Origin of the sequence: Bacillus sp. OTU2372 (assembly GCF_038440275.1) — a bacterium.
Classification (GTDB): Bacteria; Bacillota; Bacilli; order Bacillales; family Cytobacillaceae; genus Neobacillus; species Neobacillus bataviensis_B.
The window spans coordinates 192,765-214,045 of record NZ_JASATK010000007.1; the positions used below are offsets into that span (position 1 = coordinate 192,765).

At 39.3% G+C, this 21,281-nt stretch carries 18 protein-coding genes and 1 other annotated feature; of the genes, 7 read left to right on the forward strand and 11 right to left on the reverse strand.

The window, feature by feature from the left end; genetic code table 11:
- Positions 1-3 precede the first annotated feature (3 nt).
- Positions 4-984 (reverse strand): glutaminase, encoded by a 981-nt coding sequence (locus AAHB15_RS14075; protein ID WP_342042645.1) that lies wholly within the window; start codon positions 982-984, stop codon positions 4-6.
- A 252-nt stretch (positions 985-1,236) separates the two neighbouring features.
- On the opposite strand from AAHB15_RS14075, the gene AAHB15_RS14080 reads away from it, so the two are divergent.
- The 4 genes from AAHB15_RS14080 (at position 1,237) to AAHB15_RS14095 (ending at position 6,227) form a co-directional block, all read left to right on the forward strand.
- Entirely contained in the window at positions 1,237-2,556 is a 1,320-nt protein-coding gene (locus AAHB15_RS14080) for a sensor histidine kinase (RefSeq protein WP_342042634.1), read from the forward strand.
- Between the two features lie 4 nt (positions 2,557-2,560).
- Positions 2,561-3,496 (forward strand): response regulator, encoded by a 936-nt coding sequence (locus AAHB15_RS14085; protein ID WP_335571383.1) that lies wholly within the window; start codon positions 2,561-2,563, stop codon positions 3,494-3,496.
- Between the two features lie 746 nt (positions 3,497-4,242).
- A complete protein-coding gene (locus AAHB15_RS14090) occupies positions 4,243-4,464 on the forward strand; it encodes a DeoR family transcriptional regulator (protein WP_007086548.1) in 222 nt (73 codons plus the stop codon).
- Positions 4,465-4,868: 404 nt separating this feature from the next.
- On the forward strand, positions 4,869-6,227 hold the full coding sequence (locus AAHB15_RS14095) for an amino acid permease (protein ID WP_342042635.1): 1,359 nt from the start codon (positions 4,869-4,871) through the stop codon (positions 6,225-6,227).
- Positions 6,228-6,268: 41 nt separating this feature from the next.
- Here the strand turns inward: AAHB15_RS14095 and AAHB15_RS14100 are convergent, their stop codons facing one another.
- Positions 6,269-7,156 (reverse strand): LysR family transcriptional regulator, encoded by an 888-nt coding sequence (locus AAHB15_RS14100; RefSeq protein WP_335571381.1) that lies wholly within the window; start codon positions 7,154-7,156, stop codon positions 6,269-6,271.
- 130 nt (positions 7,157-7,286) lie between these two features.
- On the opposite strand from AAHB15_RS14100, the gene AAHB15_RS14105 reads away from it, so the two are divergent.
- Complete coding sequence (locus AAHB15_RS14105) at positions 7,287-9,281, forward strand: YhgE/Pip domain-containing protein (RefSeq protein ID WP_342042636.1); 1,995 nt, start codon at positions 7,287-7,289, stop codon at positions 9,279-9,281.
- 420 nt (positions 9,282-9,701) lie between these two features.
- Here the strand turns inward: AAHB15_RS14105 and AAHB15_RS14110 are convergent, their stop codons facing one another.
- The 5 genes from AAHB15_RS14110 to AAHB15_RS14130 form a co-directional block, all read right to left on the reverse strand.
- A complete protein-coding gene (locus tag AAHB15_RS14110; protein WP_335571379.1) occupies positions 9,702-10,055 on the reverse strand; it encodes an ArsR/SmtB family transcription factor in 354 nt (117 codons plus the stop codon).
- Complete coding sequence (locus AAHB15_RS14115; protein ID WP_335571378.1) at positions 10,056-10,481, reverse strand: SRPBCC family protein; 426 nt, start codon at positions 10,479-10,481, stop codon at positions 10,056-10,058.
- Between the two features lie 115 nt (positions 10,482-10,596).
- Positions 10,597-11,406: an adenosylmethionine decarboxylase gene (gene speD / locus AAHB15_RS14120; RefSeq protein WP_144564623.1), complete on the reverse strand. Its 810-nt coding sequence runs from the start codon at positions 11,404-11,406 to the stop codon at positions 10,597-10,599.
- A gap of 150 nt (positions 11,407-11,556) precedes the next feature.
- On the reverse strand, positions 11,557-12,276 hold the full coding sequence (locus AAHB15_RS14125; RefSeq protein WP_335571377.1) for a pseudouridine synthase: 720 nt from the start codon (positions 12,274-12,276) through the stop codon (positions 11,557-11,559).
- Complete coding sequence (locus AAHB15_RS14130; RefSeq protein WP_335571376.1) at positions 12,266-13,897, reverse strand: putative polysaccharide biosynthesis protein; 1,632 nt, start codon at positions 13,895-13,897, stop codon at positions 12,266-12,268. The genes AAHB15_RS14125 and AAHB15_RS14130 overlap by 11 nt, the downstream gene beginning before the upstream one ends.
- Positions 13,898-14,100: 203 nt before the next feature.
- Here AAHB15_RS14130 and AAHB15_RS14135 point away from each other — a divergent pair, with 203 nt between their 5' ends.
- Positions 14,101-15,375: an NAD(P)/FAD-dependent oxidoreductase gene (locus tag AAHB15_RS14135; RefSeq protein WP_335571375.1), complete on the forward strand. Its 1,275-nt coding sequence runs from the start codon at positions 14,101-14,103 to the stop codon at positions 15,373-15,375.
- A gap of 9 nt (positions 15,376-15,384) precedes the next feature.
- Here AAHB15_RS14135 and AAHB15_RS14140 read toward each other — a convergent pair whose 3' ends face one another.
- Positions 15,385-15,570 (reverse strand): sporulation protein Cse60, encoded by a 186-nt coding sequence (locus tag AAHB15_RS14140; protein WP_335571374.1) that lies wholly within the window; start codon positions 15,568-15,570, stop codon positions 15,385-15,387.
- Positions 15,571-15,711: 141 nt separating this feature from the next.
- Between AAHB15_RS14140 and AAHB15_RS14145 the strand changes: the two genes are divergently transcribed.
- Positions 15,712-16,128, forward strand: a complete 417-nt coding sequence (locus AAHB15_RS14145; protein ID WP_335571373.1) for a hypothetical protein — start codon at positions 15,712-15,714, stop codon at positions 16,126-16,128.
- Positions 16,129-16,197: 69 nt separating this feature from the next.
- Here the strand turns inward: AAHB15_RS14145 and AAHB15_RS14150 are convergent, their stop codons facing one another.
- From AAHB15_RS14150 to cstA, 3 genes are all read right to left on the reverse strand, one after another.
- Positions 16,198-16,512, reverse strand: a complete 315-nt coding sequence (locus tag AAHB15_RS14150; protein WP_098532040.1) for a rhodanese-like domain-containing protein — start codon at positions 16,510-16,512, stop codon at positions 16,198-16,200.
- A 65-nt stretch (positions 16,513-16,577) separates the two neighbouring features.
- Positions 16,578-18,995, reverse strand: a complete 2,418-nt coding sequence (gene leuS, locus AAHB15_RS14155) for a leucine--tRNA ligase (RefSeq protein ID WP_335571372.1) — start codon at positions 18,993-18,995, stop codon at positions 16,578-16,580.
- Between the two features lie 42 nt (positions 18,996-19,037).
- Positions 19,038-19,260, reverse strand: a binding site (T-box leader).
- A 138-nt stretch (positions 19,261-19,398) separates the two neighbouring features.
- On the reverse strand, positions 19,399-21,192 hold the full coding sequence (gene cstA / locus AAHB15_RS14160; RefSeq protein ID WP_335571371.1) for a carbon starvation protein CstA: 1,794 nt from the start codon (positions 21,190-21,192) through the stop codon (positions 19,399-19,401).
- Positions 21,193-21,281: the final 89 nt, after the last annotated feature.

Consider the following 21,281-nt stretch of genomic DNA (forward strand, 5'->3'; position numbering starts at 1 on the left):
TTGTTAGAAAATACACAAATCCCATTCCTGCGATAGATGTTTCAATAACTTAACACCCGTCAGACTATTTCCATACTCATCAATAGCTGGACCATATATGCCAATGCCACATCCATCATGAAAAGGCAGTTCTCTTTTCATGCTTTCAGGAACGGTTGCTAAAATCCCCCCGGATACCCCACTTTTGGCTGGCATACCGACAAAGGCGGCAAACTTACCTGAGGCATTGTACATTCCACATGTAAGCATTAAGGCTTTGGTAAGTCGGGCCACTTCTTTGGGCAGTACCTGTTCTTTTTGCATCGGATGATATCCATCGTTTGCCAGGATCAGTCCAATCATGGCTATATCTTCGGTATTTACTTCAATGGCACACTGCTTTAAGTAAACCTCTAAGGCTTCTTCCACCTCAGATTCCAAAAAACCTGTCTCTTTCAAATAGTAGGCTAAAGCTCTATTTCGATTCGCTGTCAGCCACTCTGATTGGAAAACTTCCTCATTGATGTTCGGACGTTTCCCTATCATTTTTTCAATAAATTCGTAAAGGAACTCCAATTTATGTTTTGATGATTCTCCTGGAAGAAGTGACGCGATGGTAATCGCTCCTGCATTAATCATGGGGTTAAACGGCTTACCCGGTTTATGCATTTCCAGACGAATAATGGAGTTAAAGGCATCCCCAGTTGGTTCCACGTCGACCCGATCTAGCACATAGAGTATACCGCGGCTTACACAAGCAGCTATAAAGCTGATTACTTTTGAGATACTTTGCAGAGTGAAAGGGACTTGCCAATCCCCTGCCTTCATTACCATTCCATTTGATCCTACAATACAAATACCTAACTGAGATGGGTTAACTTTTCCCAAAGCAGGAATATAGCTTGCACATTGCCCTTCAGCTCCATAGGAACGATAATGCATCACCCATTCATCCAAGCTATCCATCTTTTGATTCCGGGTCTGATCTTTAGCATCTTTATTAATTTCTTGAATCAAATTCTTCGAATCCTCTCTTTCTTAAACGTTTTTAAGGAAAAAATTCAGCAAAAGGAAAACGCTTTCTATTTTCTGATAGAAAGATATAATTGATTCTATAATCTGAACTACAGAAGAAAACGAAAAACTACAGAACATTTTTTATTTTTTATTTAAAATGGTTTGGATTGGTTAAAAAGAAAAGTTTGCATTGTATTAAAACGAATCTATCTGTATACTAATTTTCAGAAAAATGAGGAAGTGACCTTTTTGAATATTAGCCCATTATTGAAAAAAGACCTATTCATCCTTGCTTTGATGATGATAACAGTCCCATTAGCAGGTGAATTAAATTTTTATCCAATTAATGAAACGTTTCGGATCAGTTTTGGCGTGCCGACATTTTTATTCTTTTTACTGTTGTTTCGAAAAATCCCAGCAGTTTTTCCAGGTTTCTTGACTGCCATTCAAGTTGTGAGTTTTCGCATTTTACTAGAATTTATCAAACAAGGTAATTGGAATTGGATTTCCTCCTTTGAATCCAATTTTTCCAGTTTTTTCTTTTATTTCGCCTATGCTAGCTTCTTTTATGTTGCTAAAGCCAATCGTTTCTATAACCGGCCCATATTAATGGGATTGATTGGCATCATCATCGAACTATTATCTGATATGGCAGAATTGACCATGCAATATTTGGCATTGGGGACAACGATTAAGTTAACAGCTATAAGTGAAATCCTGATTATGGCGATATCACACAGCTTTCTTGTTATCAGCTTTTTCACGATGATGCAGCTATATGAAGCACAGGCAAGAGAAAAACAAATTAGAAAGCAAAATGAACACATGCTCATGCTCATTTCCAATTTATATGAGGAATCCATTCATTTAAAAAAAACATTGCAGGATGCTGAAAGCATTACAAAAAAATCATATGATCTATACAAAGGCTTAAACGTTATGAAAAATGAAAGGGCTGCTGAGGATACCCTCGAGGAACTCCGCAGGCAGGCATTAATAATTGCCGGTGAAGTTCATGAGATAAAAAAAGATAACTACCGTATTTTTGCGGGGCTTTCTAAACTGATTTCTAGTGAAAGTTTTACAGATTATATGAAACTTGACGAACTAGTTTCCATTATCAAAAAAACAAACGAAAATTATGCAAGTTTACTAGGAAAAAGTATTCAAATTGAATATTCCATTGAGGGAGTTCATCCTCCATACCATGTTTTTACCCTTCTGTCGATTATCAATAATATAGTCACAAATTCTGTAGAAGCCATCGTTAATATTGGATCCATTACTATTAATATAGAAAGGGATCAGTATTGGGTTAAATTCCAAATTGAAGATAACGGGCCCGGTGTTGCCGAAAAACATAAAAATTTAATTTTTAAGCCCGGGTTTACGACTAAGTACGATCATTCCGGAAACCCTTCAACTGGGATGGGATTATCCTTTGTAAACGAGATGGTTGAACAGCTTAAAGGTGAAATTTTCGTCGACAATCGATTAAGCGGAACAGGTTCTAGTTTCATTATTCAATTACCGGCAGTTCATTTAATGGAGAAAGGGTGATTCGATGCTTTTTTATATAACAGATGATGATGAAGCGGTTCGTTCGATGCTGGCCCAAATCATTGAAGATGAGGGTTTGGGAGTAGTGGCCGGGGAAGCAGAAGATGGCTCTTTGTTGGATGGAAACAGATTAAACATGTTAAACATAGATATTCTATTGATCGATTTTTTAATGCCGGTTCAAGACGGACTAGAAACCATTCGGCAAATTAAACCATTATTCAAAGGGAAAATCATCATGATCTCTCAAGTAGAATCGAAAGAGATGATTGCTGAAGCCTATTCCCTTGGCAGTGAATACTATATAACCAAACCAATCAATAGGATAGAAATACTGACGATTATTCAGAAAGTCATAGAACGAATTCGATTGGAAAAATCGATACACGATATTCAAAAATCCCTCAATGTCGTTCTTAAATCGGATCACCCGCTAGATAAACAACAAAAATCGTTCGACGAAAAAAATATAAGAACATCAGGTCATGTTCTATTATCTGAATTAGGAATCGCTGGCGAAAACGGAAGTAAAGATTTACTAGATATATTGGAGTACTTATATCAGAATGAACATGAGTATTCGTTAAATAAAGGGGTTCCCATCCTTAAAGAAATTTTCGTTGATCTGGCTAAAAAAAGACTGGGATCATCCGCATCAGAGTCTGAGTTAAAAAAAGAAATAAAGGCTTCTGAACAACGAGTTCGACGGGCTATTTCACAATCAATGACTCATCTTGCTTCCCTAGGTCTTGCTGATTTTTCCAATTGGAAGTTCGAAAATTACGCTTCGAAGTTTTTTGATTTTACATCCGTAAGGAAGAAGATGACAGAATTAAAGTATAGTTCAACACCGTCGACCTCCCTTACAAGGATCAATACGAAAAAATTTATTCAAGTTCTTTATTTTGAAGCGCAGCGAGTCATTTCAGAGTCTCAATAATTAATTTAAGCTCTAATAAGACAGATATAAACTTCACTGAACCGCAAATTAGTGAAGTTTATCTGTTAAGAGATATACATATAAAATACATTTAGGCATTTATTGTACTGCCTTATATCATCTGGTACCAAATAAATACTCCTCACATTACTTCAACAGCAAACTTTTTTCCTACAATAAAATGATAAAGCGTTTTATAAAAGCAGTCTTGAAGCTCGGTTTGAGGTAAAGCGCGGTTCCAAGGTCTAACTTCACTAATTTCACCCTTAAACTGTCAATATAACCATTGGCTGTATTAGGTTCTACGCCAAAAGTGAAAGGCATGGTGGAATTATATAAAGTTCCAGCCTGACTTTATGTCGTCATTAAGGTTCCTTTTAAATAAACGTTTAGGACAGCTACATCATATGTAAAGGCGAAGTTAAAAATTTAAATAATTTTAACATAATCCAAGTACTTTCCCCCATACTCTATAGTATAAAATAATTTAGGAGGAGGTAAAAACAGACCATTACCATTAATTACCGAAGAATATCTTGTTTTCTTTACTATATTGGTAGAAATTTTCTGAAATTATGGGTACAATAAGGTTAGATGTATGACATCTAAGTATCCACAGTCACATTCCATTAAAGGAGATGTCTGCGCGGAAAAGAAACTACATATTTCTTGAAGAGTAATCTTCAAATAGGCGTCGGTAGCTGGATTAAGCCATAGGTTTGAAATTTAGGATAGGGAGTGGTTCTTTGAAACCTTCAACTAACCGGATGTTAAACCGCATCAAATGTATCTACATGTTTATAAGAAATAACGGCACTGTTACGACCCAGGAACTTGTAGAGGAATTTGGTATCACTCCTCGCACCATACAACGAGATTTAAATGTCTTAGCCTATAATGACTTGGTGATCAGCCCAAGCCGCGGAAAATGGACAACAACACAAAAGAAAGTGAAAATGTCATCTTAAATTCAAAAATAAAATTAAACAATCCGCATAAAAAAGCATGCGATGTCAATCGCGTGCTTTTTACTGTTTATAATATAATCTATTGTTTTTCAATACGAGGGGTGAAATTTGTAATTTGGCTAAATTCTTGCTCTGATAAAATGCCAAGCTTTTTAAATACATATGAATACATTAGAATTCTCCGCTGTAAGCGAGGGGTAAGCACCATATAATCATCTCCTATTTACTTTATAATATTCACCAATACCAATTAAGTTTCCTTAAGGCAAAATATTTTATTTAATTTTTTTCATCCTCTAATTCTTCAATTCTATTTGACAGGAATAATAAATATGATATATTAATATAGGAAAATGCTTTAGTGCTTAAAAGCGTTTAAGTAAAAAAGAAAAGTAGGTACGTATATGAAGAAAAATCAGCAGCAGGATCTAAAAAAGGGGCTTCTGCCGAGGCATGTCCAGTTTATTGCCCTGGCCGGGATGATTGGAACAGGGATCTTTAAAGGCAGCTCCGATACCTTAAATATAGCTGGACCTAGTGTAATTGTAGCCTATTTAATCGGCGGTTTATTGTTATTCATTATTATGGCAGCCTTAGGCGAAATGGCGCTAGCTTATCCTAATTTAAATGTACAGCATTTAGTTAATAAGGCGTTTGGATTTCAAGTTTCCTTTCTTGTTGGATGGCTATACTGGATTAATTGGATTTTAGTTACCGTTGTTGAATTATTAGCGGCGGGAAGTTTTCTTCAATTTTGGTTTCCGAGTGTCCCATTGTGGCTGCTCAGCTTTCTATGTGCGATTGTCATTGTTGGCATCAATTTATTCCAAGTAAAATACTATGGCGAGCTGGAATTTTGGTTTGCTGGCATTAAAATTATTGCCCTAATTGCCTTTATTATCTTAGGATTTTTACTTCTTTTAGGCTTAATTCCAAGCAACCTGCACGACCCACTCTCAAACTATACCGAACACGGCGGCTTTTTTCCGCATGGGCTAGGTGGAACATTTAGTGCCTTCTTAGTTGTCATGTTTTCTTATGGAGGGGCTGAATTAATTGGGGTTGCAGTTACTGAAACAAAAGATGCTGATCGTGTCTTGCCAAAAATTATTAAAGGCGCTGTCTGGCGCGTGATTATTTTTTATGTTTTACCCATTCTTATCATTTGCGGGATGATGCCTTGGAACAAAGTGACTGGTCAAGACAGTCCATTTGTTCAGGTTTTCAGTAGTACAGGCTTACCTGGGGCTGCCCACATTATGAACTTTGTCCTTTTAACGGCTGTCCTTTCAGCTGCAAATTCCGGTATTTATGCCACATCGAGAACTTTGTATTCGATGGCCCAAAGTGATGTGGCACCTAAAGTCCTCGCAAAGGTTTCATCTAAGGGAATACCGTTTATTGGGATTATAATTACGAGTATTTGTATTTTGGCGGGTGTATATTTAGCGTATTTGACACCAAGCCAAGTCATTGGCTACCTCATGACGATCCCTGGTTTTACAGTCATGATTATTTGGATGAGCATTTGTGCAGCCCAGTTAAAACTAAGACCGCTTTACAAAAATAAACCAGCTTTTAAAGTGAAATTGTTCCCATACACAACGATTTTTGCACTCGTTTCGTTAAGCATCATTTTCATTGGATTTTTATTTAACTCCAACAATTTGATTGGAACATCCGTTTGTCTTGTAACGATTGGCATACTTATCCTTCTTTCCTTTATTTATAAAAAACCTGATGGTAGAAAAATAATCGCATAACATGTAAATTTAGGCCAGCAAGCGTGCTGGCCTTTTATTTTTCATCTACGATTAATTTTTGAAAAATAATCCAGCACATATTGACGAAAGTGCTGACCCGGATTAGACAGGTATCTCCTTTTTGACCAGCCTAACCCTATGGTTCTTTGGCAATGGGGTTCAATGATTTCTAGTTTATTAGGAAAAGGCTTCGAATTTCCCAGCCAAGATATTTCCGGAATAAAGGCCACTCCCAATCCTTGCCGGACCAAATCCCCAATCACCCCAGGTTCATCTCCTTCAAAAGCTATATTAGGAACAAAACCTGCTTCATGACAAAATTCATCAGTTAGATTTCGAAATCCGAATCCCGTATTCATACTAATAAACGGCTCGTCTTTTACTTCATTAAGGTATATTTTGTCTCTCTTTGCTAAAGGATGCTCCGGGGGAACAACTAGGTAAATTTGTTCCGTCATAAGTGGTTCCCACACAATGTCACTGCCGACAATTTCAACTGATGAAATACAGAAGTCAATCTCGGCCTTCTCGAGGAGACTCTTCATTGATGAAGTAGACTCTAGCACCTGTTGAAATTTAATATCAGGGAATTCCTTTAAAAACGAACTCAATAATTCAGGAAGTACTTTTGGAATGCTGACCGCTAAGGTAATTTGTGTTTGACCACGTTCAAGTTCATCCTCTATTTCTCTCTTCCCTTCATTTAATTCTAAAAATACCCGGTTTACACGCTCTAAAAACAATCTTCCATAATGATTTAGCTTGAGCTGTCGATTCTTACGATCAAATAAGGAGACACCAAGATCTTCCTCTAATCTAGCTATCGTTTTACTTAGTGATGGCTGGGCAATTTGCAGTTCTTCTGCCGCTCTCGTCATATGTTCAAGTCTCGCAACTGTTTGAAAATATTGTAGTTGTAAAAGCTCCATCTTTTATACACCTTCACATTTAAATAGATTTAAAGCTATAGTTCCATAACAAATTATATATTATACAATATATAAAATTCCATTTAACATAATGGTTATGTTACTAAATCAAAAATTTAAAGGGGTATTTATGAAGGGACTAAAGTTAGTATTTCGAGATTTAAAAATGATGTGGCATCATAAACATGGAAGAATTGCCTTAATCTTTCTTTTAATGGTTCCATTAATCTATTCAGGCTTCTTCCTCGCTGGATATTGGAACCCCTATGGAAGATTAGATCACCTTCCAGTAGCTGTAGTTAATTTAGATAAAGGCTCCATGATGGAACATAAATCCATTAACGCAGGCCGAGATTTTGTTAAGAACTTGAAAGAAAATAAGGATTTAAATTTCCATTTCGTTTCAGAAAAGAAGGCAAACGAAGGAATAAATGCTGGAACTTATTACATGGTACTAACCATTCCAGCAGATTTTTCACAAAAGGTAAGTACCTTAATGGATGAGCATCCACAGCCGGCCAAGCTCGTATATAAAATAAATCCCGGTAAAAACTTCGTTGCATCACAAATAAGCACGACTGCAACCGAAAAAATGAAAACGAAAATCGCTAATAGTATTACCAAATCATATGCAGATGGCGTATTTTCAAAGTTCCAAGAACTAGCAAATGGATTACGTGATGCCGGTGATGGAGCAGCCAAAATCAATCAAGGAACAACCGCTGCAAAAAATGGGATGGTACAGCTCTCAGATGGTGTTCACAGCTTAAATGATGGAGCAGCAAAGCTTAAGGATGGAGGCCAACAGCTCTCTATCGGTCAGGATCAGTTAGCCAAAGGACTTGACACGATTAAAAACGGATCGGCTTCACTCTCGGACGGTATGTCAAAACTCGCATCTGGCCATACCAACCTTGTAACAGGCATGGACAAATTGACTCAAAGTACAAAGGATTTAGCGTCGGGCCAACAAAAATTGGCACAGGGTCAAGCAAATTTGAAAAGTACTGCGGAGGATCTAAAGGATTCGATTGAACAATTTTTACAAAGTCATCCTGAGCTGCAAAATGATGAAGCAATCCAACAAATTGAAGCAAAGGCTGCTGGCCTTTCAACTGCTGCAGACTCCTTGAATAATGGCCAGAACCAACTCGCCCAAGGCACCTCTCTTTTAGTACAAGGTGAGACAAAGGTTCAAGACGGGATGAAGCAGTTTGGAACAAAAATGCAGGACGCAGCAAGTGGTGCTACAAAACTTGCAGATGGAACTATAGAATTATCGAACGGATTCACACAATGGAAACAAGGGTTTAATTCACTTAATAACGGTATCGTTGATCTAGCCAGCGGAGGAAACCAACTTGATCAAGGTACTAATCAGTTGGTAGATGGTTTGGGACAATTATCAGCGGGGTCCAATGAGCTTGCTATTAAATTGAATGAGGCAGCAACGAAAACATCGGAAGTCCATAATACCGACCAATTAACCTCGATGTTTTCAGAACCGGTGCAGTTAGTTGAAATGGATTTATCTCATGTACCGAACTATGGAACTGGAATTATGCCCTACTTCTTATCTCTAGCATTTTATGTTGGCGGGATTATGGCAGCAAATATCCTTCCGTTAGGGCGGAGACAGGATATGAACGTCAACGGAACGGAGCATTTTATTAACAAACTTGCTCTTAAATATGCAATTGCCTTAATTCAAGTACTATTTGTTGATTTAGTCGTTCTTTTTGGCTTTAAAGTCCATGTAGCCAGTGTTCCTTTATTTATTCTATCTAGTATTATTGTCTCCTTAACTTTTATGACGTTTATTCTCATGTTAGTAACGGTGTTTGGAGTAGCTGGGAAGTTTATGGCTGTTACTCTGTTAGTCCTGCAATTAGCTACCTGCGGCGGGACTTTCCCTGGTGAATTGAGTAACCCTGTTCTGAGTCAGATTGGTAAAGTTCTTCCTATGGCGCACTCGTTACGAGGATTCCAGGATGTTATTACACTTGGGGATTGGGCACAGCTGCAGCAGCAAATAGTAATTTTATTGATTTATTTAGTAGCCGCGGCCCTGATTGGCTGGATTACAAGTCATTTGCAGCACTCAAAAACACAAGCTGTTAATTAAGAAAAGCACAAGCGCCTTGGTCAGCCCCGATATAGAGCGACTTGTCGACTGGCCGGCTAAAGCAGGGTCAAAGACTAGTCGCCCTTAATGCGTACAGAAAGCGACAGCTTTCTGTAGCCAAGCATAAGACGAGCCGGCTGAAAGGTTGCTTTTTAACCTTTTGGACGGATTGTCCTAAATGTGGAGGCGACTGTCCTGAGACTCTAGGCTAAGACGTACCCTGTAAGAAGGAGCTTTTTGCCTTCTTCAGGGGATGGCTTAGACTTGCGTCCCTAGGAGCCGCAACTGGATAAGCTGTAGACCATCGAGGGGCTAGGCGCTGGAGCTAGACAATTCTCAAAGTCAAAAACTTTTATTTTCTTATCTTATAAAAAACAAAAAGTGATATCCTTTGTGGGTATCACTTTTGTATATTTAGATTTACTTTTTTGATTCATTGTTTTCCGAATCTGAATCATTCGCTTCTAACAAACGCCCCAGTGCCCCCAGTTTATTTTCCCAAAATAGCTCAAAATATTGGAGCCAGTCTTTTAGTTCAACTAAAGGATCTGGCTGCAGCCTGTACCGTGTTTCTCGTCCAACCTTCCGCTCCTTCACTAACCCAGCTTCAGATAAAACTCGTAAATGTTTAGAAACGGCAGTCCGGCTAATTGGAAAATGTTCAGTAATCGCTGTAACAGGCATCTCTTGGGTACTAAGAAGTTTTAATAGCCTTCGGCGGGTTGGGTCAGCAATCGCTTGAAATACATCATGTTTTGCTGAGGAAGCTGCCATTTACGCCTCAACATATGCTTGAAGCTTTTTCACAAGGCCTGCCCAGCCTTTGTTCATGTTATCACGAATTGGTGTATGTGGTGCGCCGAATTCCGTAACTTTATTTACATCCCAGCCGCCATGGATCAACGTTAACTCTGTTTTCTCTTCTAAGTCCCTTAATTCAAATGTTAAAGTCCAGTCTTTTCCCCAATTAAAAGAAAGACGGTTTGGCGGGTCTACATGTGTAACCTTACATGGTGACATGCCAAATTGCCCTGCATTTATATGAAACTCATGACCTTCTACTGGCTTAAGATCATTTGGCATAAACCAAGCACTTAGCCCCTCTGCTGTTGCGACCGCATCCCATACTTTTGCAATTGGTGCATTATAAATAACTGTATATTTAATATCCTCTAATGTAGCTTGTGATTGATTTTCCACTAAAAGTCCTCCTCAATTGAGCTCAAATTATGAAACCATTTGGTTTCACATTAAAACTATATAACACCATATGGTTTCACGTCAAGTATTTTTAAGAGCTCAAGTTTTTGAGCACTTAAACTATATTTTTCCCATAGAAGATTTCATCCATTTCCATTGTTAATCGCTCAGTTATTTCAATATGTTCATCGGGTGTCAGCTTATCCTTTGTATAACCAAATAAATAGTTATTCAAATCAAAATTACGGAGTTTACATTTGGTATGAAAGATGTTTTCCTGATAAACATTGACGTCAATCATATCAAATAATTCGCCAACGTCTTCAGGGATATAGTTCTGGATTGAGTTGATTTCATGATCGATAAAAAGCTTATGTCCGCTCTTGTCCCTTGTAAAACCACGAACTCGGTAATCTATCGTCATTACATCGGTTTCAAATGACCTGATTAAATAGTGAAGGGCTTTTAGCGGAGAAATCTCTCCGCACGTTGAAACGTCAATATCAGCTCTAAAGGTACTGATCCCTTCATCCGGATGAAATTCTGGGTATGTATGAACCGTGATATGACTTTTATCAAGCTGCATGACCAATGATTCTGGAAGCGGCCCTGGTGATTCTTCAAAGGATTCTGAAGGAACATCATGTGTCACAGGTCCCTCAGATACTAATAGAGTCACGCTTGCCCCGGCCGGTTCAAAATCCTGATAGGCCACATTTAATACATGGGCACCTATAATTTCAGCAACATGCTTTAAAATCTTTTGCAATCTTTCCGCACTGTATTGTTCATCAATATATTTTAAGTAGGCTTCCCGTTCTTCTCTCGTTCTTGTAAAACAAATATCATACATATTAAAACTTAAAGACTTGGTTAGGTTATTGAAACCGTGTAACTCAATGGCCTGATCATGTGTCAGTTTCATAACAGTTCCCCCTTAGCAACACTTCTTTAATGCGTATTTACCTGTATGGTACCCATTTTTAAGCTTCGTTACTATTATTTCGACCGAATTCCAAATTTATCAACCACCCAGGTAAAACACAAAAAGCAGCTAAAATTAGCTGCTTTCTGATTATTTGACCTGATACTCCCGCAATAACTCAACTTCCTCATCCGTTAATTCCCGATATTCTCCGAGCTCTAAAGTTTCATCTAATGGAAGAGGCCCCATGGAAATACGCTTCAAATAGACTACCCTTTTCCCAACAGCCTCAAACATTCTTTTTACCTGATGAAACTTTCCTTCGGTAATGGTCAGCTCAATATCAGAGCGGAGTCCAGATTTTAAAATTTTCAATTCACCTGGCTTTGTTTCATACCCGTCATCAAGAGTTACCCCTTTGGCAAAGGCTTTTATATCCTCTTCCGTCACTTCTCTATCAATAACAGCAAAGTAGGTTTTCGGCACATGCTTCTTCGGTGAAAGTAAGCGATGCGCTAATTGACCATCATTGGTTATCAGTAATAGACCTTCTGTATCCTTGTCCAATCTCCCAACTGGAAAAGGCTCATAAACTTGATCCCCAATCTCCAACAAATCAATTACCGTTTCCGTAGCACTATCCTCCGTTGCCGATAACACCCCAGGAGGCTTGTTCATCATTAAATAAATAAACTCTTTGTATTCAATCACTTCACCATTAAAGGTCACAGTTTGAATTTTTTCATCAACATGCTGTTTTGGGTCCTTAACGATTACATCATCTATTCTAACGGCACCGCTTTTTAAAAGCTGCTTTACTTCTTTTCGGCTGCCGTAGCCAAGGTTTGCTAACATTTTATCAATTCTCAACGCTTTGCCTCCTTCTTGGCAGCTTAAATTTAGTGAGGACACGCTCAATTCTGTTCCCGAATAATCGGGTTACAAGTCCGGATTTTAATCCTAGATAAAAATAGATGGCTGCCCCTGCAAAGGCACTTATTAAAATAATTAAGACAGATTGCATTTTAGATCCCGGAGATAAAAACAACGATAAAAATTTATACATAATCTCCGTTCCAGCCCACATACAGCCTGCAAAAATAATAATCAATAAGCTTCTCCGCCAAACAAATCGATATTGATAGCGGGAGAAATATTTGATGACAATTAAATTAATAATAATCGAGGCCGTGTAGCCAATCGCTGTTGCCAATACAGCCCCTCTTGTTTCAAACATCTTTACTAATGGAATATTAAGAGATAGTTTAACCAATAGTCCAACTAGTAAGCTTAAAATCGTATACCGCTGTTCATTAATCCCTTGCATGATTGCAGCCGTCACCGAATAAAGAGAAAAAAGGATGGCAACTGGCGCATAAGCACCTAAAACCTGTGTCCCAAGGGCATCATGCTCATAAAAAGCAGTATAAACAGGCTCTGCTAATAATGATAGCCCAATCGCCGCGGGCAATGTTAAAAATAACAACACCTGAAAAGTTTGATTTAATTGATTAGTCAAGTTTTTACGGTCATTTTCAACATATGCCTTCGTAATGCTCGGGACAAGGGTTAACGAAAAGGCAGTAGCTAAAGAAACAGGAATAATCACAATTTTATGCGACTCAAAGTTCAAAATTCCAAAAGCAGTATCGGCCAATTTCTTTGAAGTTCCCATTTCTACCAAGGCCTTAGTAAGGGTAAATTGATCGATAAGTTGGAATAACGGATTAGCAATCCCAACAAATACAAAGGGGGCCGCATAGATAAAGATTTCTTTATAAATCTCTTTCAACGAAATATTGACCGTTCCCTTATCTTTCTCCAAAAGCTCATCTAAATATGGCTTCCGTTTATACCAATACCAAAATAAGACGGCAAGGCCTCCAATCGCTCCCACAAAGGCCGCAAACGTTGCAACACTTACTGCAGTTACCATCGACCCGCTTAAAAATTTCAAGACCACATAGGCCCCAACAAGTGTGAATAAAATCCTCACGATTTGTTCAACCACTTGTGATGCAGCACTTGGTCCCATCGATTGATGCCCCTGAAAATACCCTCTGATCAAGCTCATAAAGGGAACAAGGATTAAGGCAAAACTGACTGCCCTCATGACTGTTATCACATCATCCAATTGACCCTTTCCTGGATTACTCATTTCCGCTAATAAAGGGGCTGCTAGATACATAATTAAAAACGCAGCAAAACCAGTTAAAGACATCACCATTAATCCGGATTTGAACAATTTTCTGCCTACAGCATATTCTTCAAGCGCATTATACTTTGCAATGAATTTTGAAACAGCTAGTGGTACACCCGCCGTTGCAATACTTATGAATATGGTGTAAGGGACATATCCGTAGGAATAAAGCTGTGTCCCATTTTTTCCAACAATTTGATAAAACGGTATAACATAAATAAGTCCGATTACTTTAGAAAGTATGGTTCCGAGCGTTAATATAAACGTTCCTCTTAAAAGCTTAGACTGCATAAAATCCCTTCCTACCCGAAAGATACGTTCGTTAGTTCACAAAGAATAATCGACGTTTTTTGCACACTATTAGTAGTTTACAACTTCTTTCCCTCCGATGCCACTCACAACCGAGTTATTTCACTTAAAAAAATAGTTTTTTTCGTTTTAATTTCACAAGTTATGTTTATAATGAAATGAATAAATTAAAGTTGGTGGATAAAATGGATTACGATTGTATAGTCATCGGCGGCGGTCCTTCCGGATTAATGGCGGCCATTGCAGCTGGTGAAAAGGGAGCCCGAGTCCTGTTAATTGATAAAGGAGATAAGCTCGGCCGAAAACTTGCCATTTCCGGAGGGGGACGCTGTAATGTGACGAACCGGCTGCCGGTTGAAGAGATTATTAAGCACTTGCCAGGCAACGGAAAATTCTTATATAGTGCCTTTTCTATCTTCAGTAATGAAGATATTATTCGCTTTTTTGAAAAGCTGGGAATTGAATTAAAAGAAGAAGATCACGGGCGGATGTTTCCAGTTAGCAATAAGGCTCAATCTGTAGTGGATGCTCTTTTAGAACAGCTCGAAAAGCTTCGTGTAAGAGTCTTTAAAAATAGTCCTGTAGCGGATGTTCTTTATGAAAATGGACATGTTTCTTCCGTTCTGCTAAAAGATGGACAACAACTATCTACTAAGTCAGTAGTGATTGCCGTAGGAGGGAAATCGGTCCCTCATACAGGGTCTACCGGTGATGGTTATGCCTGGGCTAAAAAAGCGGGACATACAATCACTGATTTGTTCCCTACCGAGGTACCTGTGACCTCAAGTGAGCCCTTTATTAAAAAGAAAACGCTGCAGGGATTATCGTTAAGGGATATTAATCTTAGTGTGTTAAATCCGAAGGGCAAACCCTTGATTTCGCATCGGATGGATATGCTGTTTACCCATTTTGGCGTGAGCGGCCCGGCTGTTTTGCGCTGCAGCCAATTTGTTGTTAAGGCAATCAAAAAGTGGAATTTAAAAGAAGTAACGATGAGCCTTGATGCCCTTCCAGACAGAAAAGAGGAAGAAATTTTTCAAGAGATTGTTAAACTCGTAAAAGGTGAACCTAAAAAAAGTATCAAAAATACCCTAAAGGGACTGGTACCTGAGCGTTATCTTCTATTTCTGCTAGAATTGAATGATATTGATCCTTCTGAGCAAGGAGCCACCATTTCTAATGAACAAATCCGTGCATTTGCAAAGGGCTGCAAACAATTCGAATTCAAAGTAAATGGCACCCTTCCGCTCGAAAAGGCATTTGTGACGGGCGGCGGAGTTACGGTAAAAGAGATCGAGCCGCAAACGATGGCCTCAAAATTGATGGAGGGCCTTTATTTTTGTGGGGAAATCCTAGATATTCACGGTTACACAGGAGGGTATAACATTACATCTGCATTAGTAACGGGAAGGCTTGCTGGAACCAATGCAGCTCTGTCTGCAAAAGCTAATCGGGCGTGAAGTTCACTATCACGCCCGATAGATAATCATTGCGGAAAAGCAGTAAATCTGCTCTTCCTCTTCTTCTTCTGTCATTGCTGCCACATTGTACTTGATATCAACAAGACTTTGATCATCTATTCCTTTTAAAAATCGATTCATCTCTTTTTCTAAATCTTTTTCATGCTCCCGGTCAAATAACTTTACTTGGATCACAAAACTCTCTCCCTCTCATTTTTTCTACTAGTATTCTCATTTTTTCAGAATTTTAAAAATAAATAACTATAAAAGTTAAGGTTATTTTAAGTTTGAACATGTAAACTCCTTTTGAGGTCAGTATAGAAAGGAGTATCTCAGGTGGATAAAAAACAAAGGATTTCTTGGGGAGTCAGCTTCGGCAGCTTAGCACTTGTAGCTGGAATGGTCTCCTATCTTGGGTTATCAAACGGCGGTAATAACAACAATCAAGTAGCTACTAATCAAGGACAACTCTCAAATAACAATACAAATCAGCAGCCCTCACAAGGGGGATTTAATTCACAACAAGATCAGCCATCAGGACAAGATCAGCAATCCGGGCAGGATTCCAATAATTCCTGGGGCGGGGACAGTACTTCGCAATTTGACCAAAATCAGCAAACACCGGATACAAACTCTGACAACAGTGGACAAGGCTTTTATAATAGCAATCAACAACAGGATCAATTCGATAACGGCGGAGAAACATTTTCTGGTCATCATCATGGATTTGATACCACTACAGGTGGAACCTGATTGGCAGTTAGTGAACACCTTCTTGCTGCTAATGAAACGAAAAAAAAACCGATTCCAAAACGGAATCGGTTATTCTGTGTATTCAGTTTCAAATGGCCAAGCCAGCATTCCGCCAATCATATTGCGGACTTTGTAACCCTGTTCTTGAAGATAATGACATACGTTACCACTTCGGTGGCTGGAACGGCAGATAAAAATATATTCCTTATCTTTATCAAAATAGTCTAGGTTAGCAGGAATATCTCCCATCCGAATATGCTTTGCTCCCGGGATCATTCCAAAAACTACTTCCTCATCTTCCCGTACATCGACAAGCTCCAGTTTTTCCCCTGCCTCGAGCTTTTTTTGTAATTCTTCTGGTGTAATCACTTTAATTTCTTCCATCCCATTCATCCCTTTCAGAAAAACATCCTCCATTTCACAGGAGGATGTTCAATTTTGCATCCTGATCAATTTGCTACAATATTTACTAATTTACCAGGTACAGTAATCACTTTGCGAATCGTCTTACCCTCGATTTGTTCCTTGACACGATCATCATCCATTGCAATTCCTTCCAATGCCTCTTTCGTTGCATCTGTTGGAACCTTTAATTTCGTTTTGACTTTGCCATTTACTTGAATGACAATCTCAATTTCATCATCGGCTAATTTCGCTTCATCATATGCAGGCCATGCTTCATAAGAGATGGTGCCGCTATGTCCTAGCTTTTCCCATAGCTCCTCGGCGATATGCGGACAAACTGGAGCTAGTAACTTAACAAAGCCTTCGATGTAATCCTTTGGAAGAACGGTTGCTTTATACGCTTCATTGATGAATACCATCATTTGTGAAATGGCTGTATTAAATCTTAATCCTTCATAATCCTCGGTAACTTTTTTCACGGTCTGATGGTACACTTTTTCAAGGTTTGATGCTTCTTCATTTGGCTGGATTTTCGGACTTAACTCGCCGTTTTCTTCCACTAGCAGGCGCCAAATTCGATCTAAGAAGCGGCGGGATCCATCTAAGCCATTGGTTGACCACGCAATCGACGCATCAAGCGGCCCCATAAACATTTCGTATATACGAAGGGTATCGGCACCGTGGCTTTCAATGATGTCATCAGGGTTGACAACATTTCCTTTTGATTTACTCATCTTTTCATTGCCTTCACCTAAGATCATTCCTTGGTTGAATAGCTTTTGGAATGGTTCTTTGGTTGGCACCACACCGATGTCATACAAGAACTTATGCCAGAAACGTGCATATAGCAAGTGAAGCACGGCATGTTCGGCACCGCCAATGTAAATATCAACTGGCAGCCAATGATTTAATTTTTCTTGTGATGCTAATTCTTGATCATTTTCTGGATCAATATATCGTAAATAGTACCAGCAGCTTCCTGCCCATTGCGGCATGGTATTCGTTTCACGGCGGCCTTTTTTACCCGTTTTTGGATCCACAACATTTACCCAGTCCTCAATGTTAGCAAGTGGTGATTCTCCGGTTCCAGACGGTTTGATGTCAGTTGTTTTTGGTAAGGTTAATGGCAGCTCTTCTTCCGGAACGGCTGTCATCGTGCCATCTTCCCAATGGATAATTGGGATTGGCTCGCCCCAATAACGCTGACGGCTAAATAACCAGTCACGTAAACGGTAAGTAACCTTCTTCGTTCCAATTCCTTTTTCCTCTAGCCAAGCGATCATTTTTGAAATGGCCTCTTCTTTATCTAACCCATTTAAGAACTCAGAGTTGATATGCTCACCGTCACCAGTGTAGGCTTCTTTCTCTACATCTCCGCCTGCCACGACTGGCTTAATTGGTAAGTTGAAAACTTTAGCAAATTCATAGTCGCGTTCATCATGGGCAGGGACAGCCATAATCGCACCTGTTCCATAGCTTACTAATACATAGTCAGCGATCCAGATTGGCATTTTTTCGCCATTTGCAGGATTAATGGCATACGCACCGGTAAATACACCTGTTTTTTCTTTTGCTAAGTCTGTACGCTCTAAGTCGCTCTTCATTTTAACTTTATCTAAGTAGGTATCAACAGCGGCACGCTGCTCCACTGTTGTAATTTTTTCAACAAAGGCATGCTCAGGTGCTAGCACTGCATAAGTTGCACCGAATAAAGTATCTGGACGTGTTGTGAACACGGTAAAAGTTTCATCATGCCCATCGATTTTGAAAGTGACTTCGGCTCCCTCAGAGCGGCCAATCCAGTTTCGCTGCATTTCTTTCAAGCTTTCCGGCCAATCTAACTCTTCTAAATCCTCAAGTAAACGGTCACCATAAGCAGTAATTTTTAACATCCATTGCTTCATCGGACGGCGCTCAACCGGATGGCCGCCGCGTTCACTCTTTCCGTCAATTACTTCTTCATTTGCCAAAACAGTTCCAAGTGCAGGGCACCAGTTGACGGCTACTTCATCAATATAGGCTAGCCCTTTTTCCCAAAGCTTTAAGAAAATCCATTGTGTCCATTTGTAGTAGTCAGGATCAGTTGTGTTCACTTCACGATCCCAATCGTATGAAAAACCTAATGATTTAATTTGTCTGCGGAACGTATTTATGTTCTTTTCTGTGAATTCAGCAGGGTCGTTACCTGTATCTAATGCATACTGTTCAGCCGGCAATCCAAAAGCATCCCAGCCCATGGGATGAAGGACATTATATCCCTGCATCCTTTTTAAACGGGAAAGAATATCTGTTGCCGTATATCCTTCTGGGTGACCTACATGAAGCCCTGCACCGGATGGATATGGAAACATATCTAAGGCATAGAATTTCCGTTTATTATATTCTTCGCTCGTTTTGAACGTTTTTTCTTCTTCCCACTTTTTTTGCCACTTTTTCTCGATTTGTTCGTGATTAAAGCTCATTTTTTTTCCTCCTACTGATAAATAAAAAAACCCCTCATCCCAAAAAGGGACGAGAGGATTATATGTATCTTCCCGCGGTACCACCCACATTAGTGCCTAAACACTCGCTTCATTCAACCTTAACGCGGTAAACGGCAGCCATTACTGTTTGTTCATGCCTGCAACTCAAAGGCGAGTTCATGATGTACTCGGTTGACTTTCACCAGCCGTCAACTCTCTAATCTGTCGAGTATGAATCATTACTACTCCTGATCACTGTTTTTTTAATATAAAGTATTACGGTTATTGTATTAAATTTTCTGCTACTATGCAAGCAAACATTTGCCTAATTTCAGGATGGACGAGTAAGGTCTTTTTTAAACATGAAAAGCAGCTGACTATTGAAGTCAACTGCCCCATTATTCTATGCAACCCTTGAACCAAATTGAAAACGCGGGGAATTCCACATCGTTGTCCATTTCTTAATTGCTGTCACCATAATAATAATGCCAAGGACTAGCATCGTAATCGATAGAACACCATTCAAGACACTGTACCCTGCCGCTGCTGGATTTAAGTAGACGTTTTTGACCATCCAATAGCCTGCATAATTAACGGTAACAAATAAATATGCCAGAGGTACTAAACAAGTAAACATGTACCACCGTTTGTCGGCAACCTTTAGAATTACGGTTGCACCAATGATTAGACCAATAGAGGCCATTAACTGATTCGATACTCCAAACAAGGCCCAAACCGAACCAATGTCTCCTGAGTAGAGCAGATATCCCCATATAAAGCATGCTAAGGCACTTGCAAAAATGGAGCCTGGCAGCCAGTCTGTTTTTTTCAAAGGTTTATAGAATTCTCCAAAGAAATCTTGAATCAAATAACGGGCTACACGTGTACCAGAGTCAATTGCCGTTAAAATAAAGACAGCCTCAAACATAATGACAAATTGGAAGAAGTAGGAGGATAATTTCGCAAACCAAGGGATGGCAGTAAAGATATAGGTCATACCTACAGCTAATGTTACCGCACCGCCTGTTCTTCCTTCCAATTCAATTCCAATCTCCTGGGCAAGCTTTGGTAATTGGTCTACATGCATTCCTAATGTTTTGAACACTTCAGGAGTTGAATTAATTGCAAAATAATCTGCCGGCTGAAGCGCTGTTGCCGCAATTAATGCCATGATCCCGACAACACACTCTACTAACATCGCTCCAAAGCCAACCACCTTAATATCTGACCAGCGATCTAGCATTTTTGGTGTGGTACCTGATCCAACAAAGGCATGGAAACCAGAAATCGCACCACAAGCGATCGTTATCGAAATAAATGGCCAAACTGGACCAGCTATGACAGGACCGCCGCCTTGTGTAAACTTCGTAAATGCTGGCATGTGAATCGTCGGATTAATAATGAAAACTCCGATGATAAGGGCAATAAATACACCAATCTTCATAAAACTGCTTAAATAATCCCGTGGAGCAAGCAACAGCCATACCGGAAGTGCCGCTGCAAAGAAAGCATAGATTGGCAGGATAATGGCTAATGTTTTGGTATCTAAGGTGAGCCAATCCCCAATAATCGTATCTTGAATCATTGGTCCAACAAAGACACCGACCATGACTAGGATAAATCCTACTGTCGTAGTTATCTTTAAATTACCCGTTTTCTTATAAAAAATTCCTACTCCCATCGCAATTGGAATAGTAATTCCTACTGAAAAGGTTCCCCAAGGATTATTCTCAAGGGCATGAAGCACGACCATTGAAAGACCGGCCATTGTAATCGTAATGATGAATAACATAGCAAGTCCAGTACAAAAACCTGCAACAGGTCCTAATTCATCCTTTGCTACTTCGGATAAAGATTTCCCCTTTTTACGCATGGAAGCATAAAGTACCACAGCATCGTGGACCGCACCGCCAATTACAGCTCCAATTAATAGCCAAAGTAAACTTGGCAAATAACCAAATTGTGCCGCCAGGATTGGCCCAACAAGTGGACCTGCAGCCGCGATTGCGGCAAAATGGTGGCCGAATGTCACCCATTTATTTGTTGGAACGTAGTCCTTTCCATCATTTAACTCGTGAGCCGGTGTCGGCTTGGAATCATCTAACTTTAAGACTTTTGCAGCCATGAAAGTCCCGTATAGACGGTACGCAATCATTAGTATACAGATGGAGCCAATCACAACTGAAACCGCATTCATTTTCTTTCATCCTCCCGCAAAATTAATAGCTTATCTTAATCATATTAAATGAAAACAATAACATGTGTTTTTCAAGATAAGTTGCGGTA

Bases quoted from the DNA above. Each gene is read 5' to 3' on its own strand.
- AAHB15_RS14085 (WP_335571383.1), top strand. From the start codon at position 2,561: ATGCTTTTTTATATAACAGATGATGATGAAGCGGTTCGTTCGATGCTG.
- AAHB15_RS14095 (WP_342042635.1), top strand. From the start codon at position 4,869: ATGAAGAAAAATCAGCAGCAGGATCTAAAAAAGGGGCTTCTGCCGAGG.
- AAHB15_RS14100 (WP_335571381.1), bottom strand. From the start codon at position 7,156: ATGGAGCTTTTACAACTACAATATTTTCAAACAGTTGCGAGACTTGAA.
- AAHB15_RS14105 (WP_342042636.1), top strand. From the start codon at position 7,287: ATGAAGGGACTAAAGTTAGTATTTCGAGATTTAAAAATGATGTGGCAT.
- AAHB15_RS14110 (WP_335571379.1), bottom strand. From the start codon at position 10,055: ATGGCAGCTTCCTCAGCAAAACATGATGTATTTCAAGCGATTGCTGAC.
- speD (WP_144564623.1), bottom strand. From the start codon at position 11,406: ATGAAACTGACACATGATCAGGCCATTGAGTTACACGGTTTCAATAAC.
- AAHB15_RS14130 (WP_335571376.1), bottom strand. From the start codon at position 13,897: ATGCAGTCTAAGCTTTTAAGAGGAACGTTTATATTAACGCTCGGAACC.
- AAHB15_RS14135 (WP_335571375.1), top strand. From the start codon at position 14,101: ATGGATTACGATTGTATAGTCATCGGCGGCGGTCCTTCCGGATTAATG.
- AAHB15_RS14150 (WP_098532040.1), bottom strand. From the start codon at position 16,512: ATGGAAGAAATTAAAGTGATTACACCAGAAGAATTACAAAAAAAGCTC.
- leuS (WP_335571372.1), bottom strand. From the start codon at position 18,995: ATGAGCTTTAATCACGAACAAATCGAGAAAAAGTGGCAAAAAAAGTGG.
- cstA (WP_335571371.1), bottom strand. From the start codon at position 21,192: ATGAATGCGGTTTCAGTTGTGATTGGCTCCATCTGTATACTAATGATT.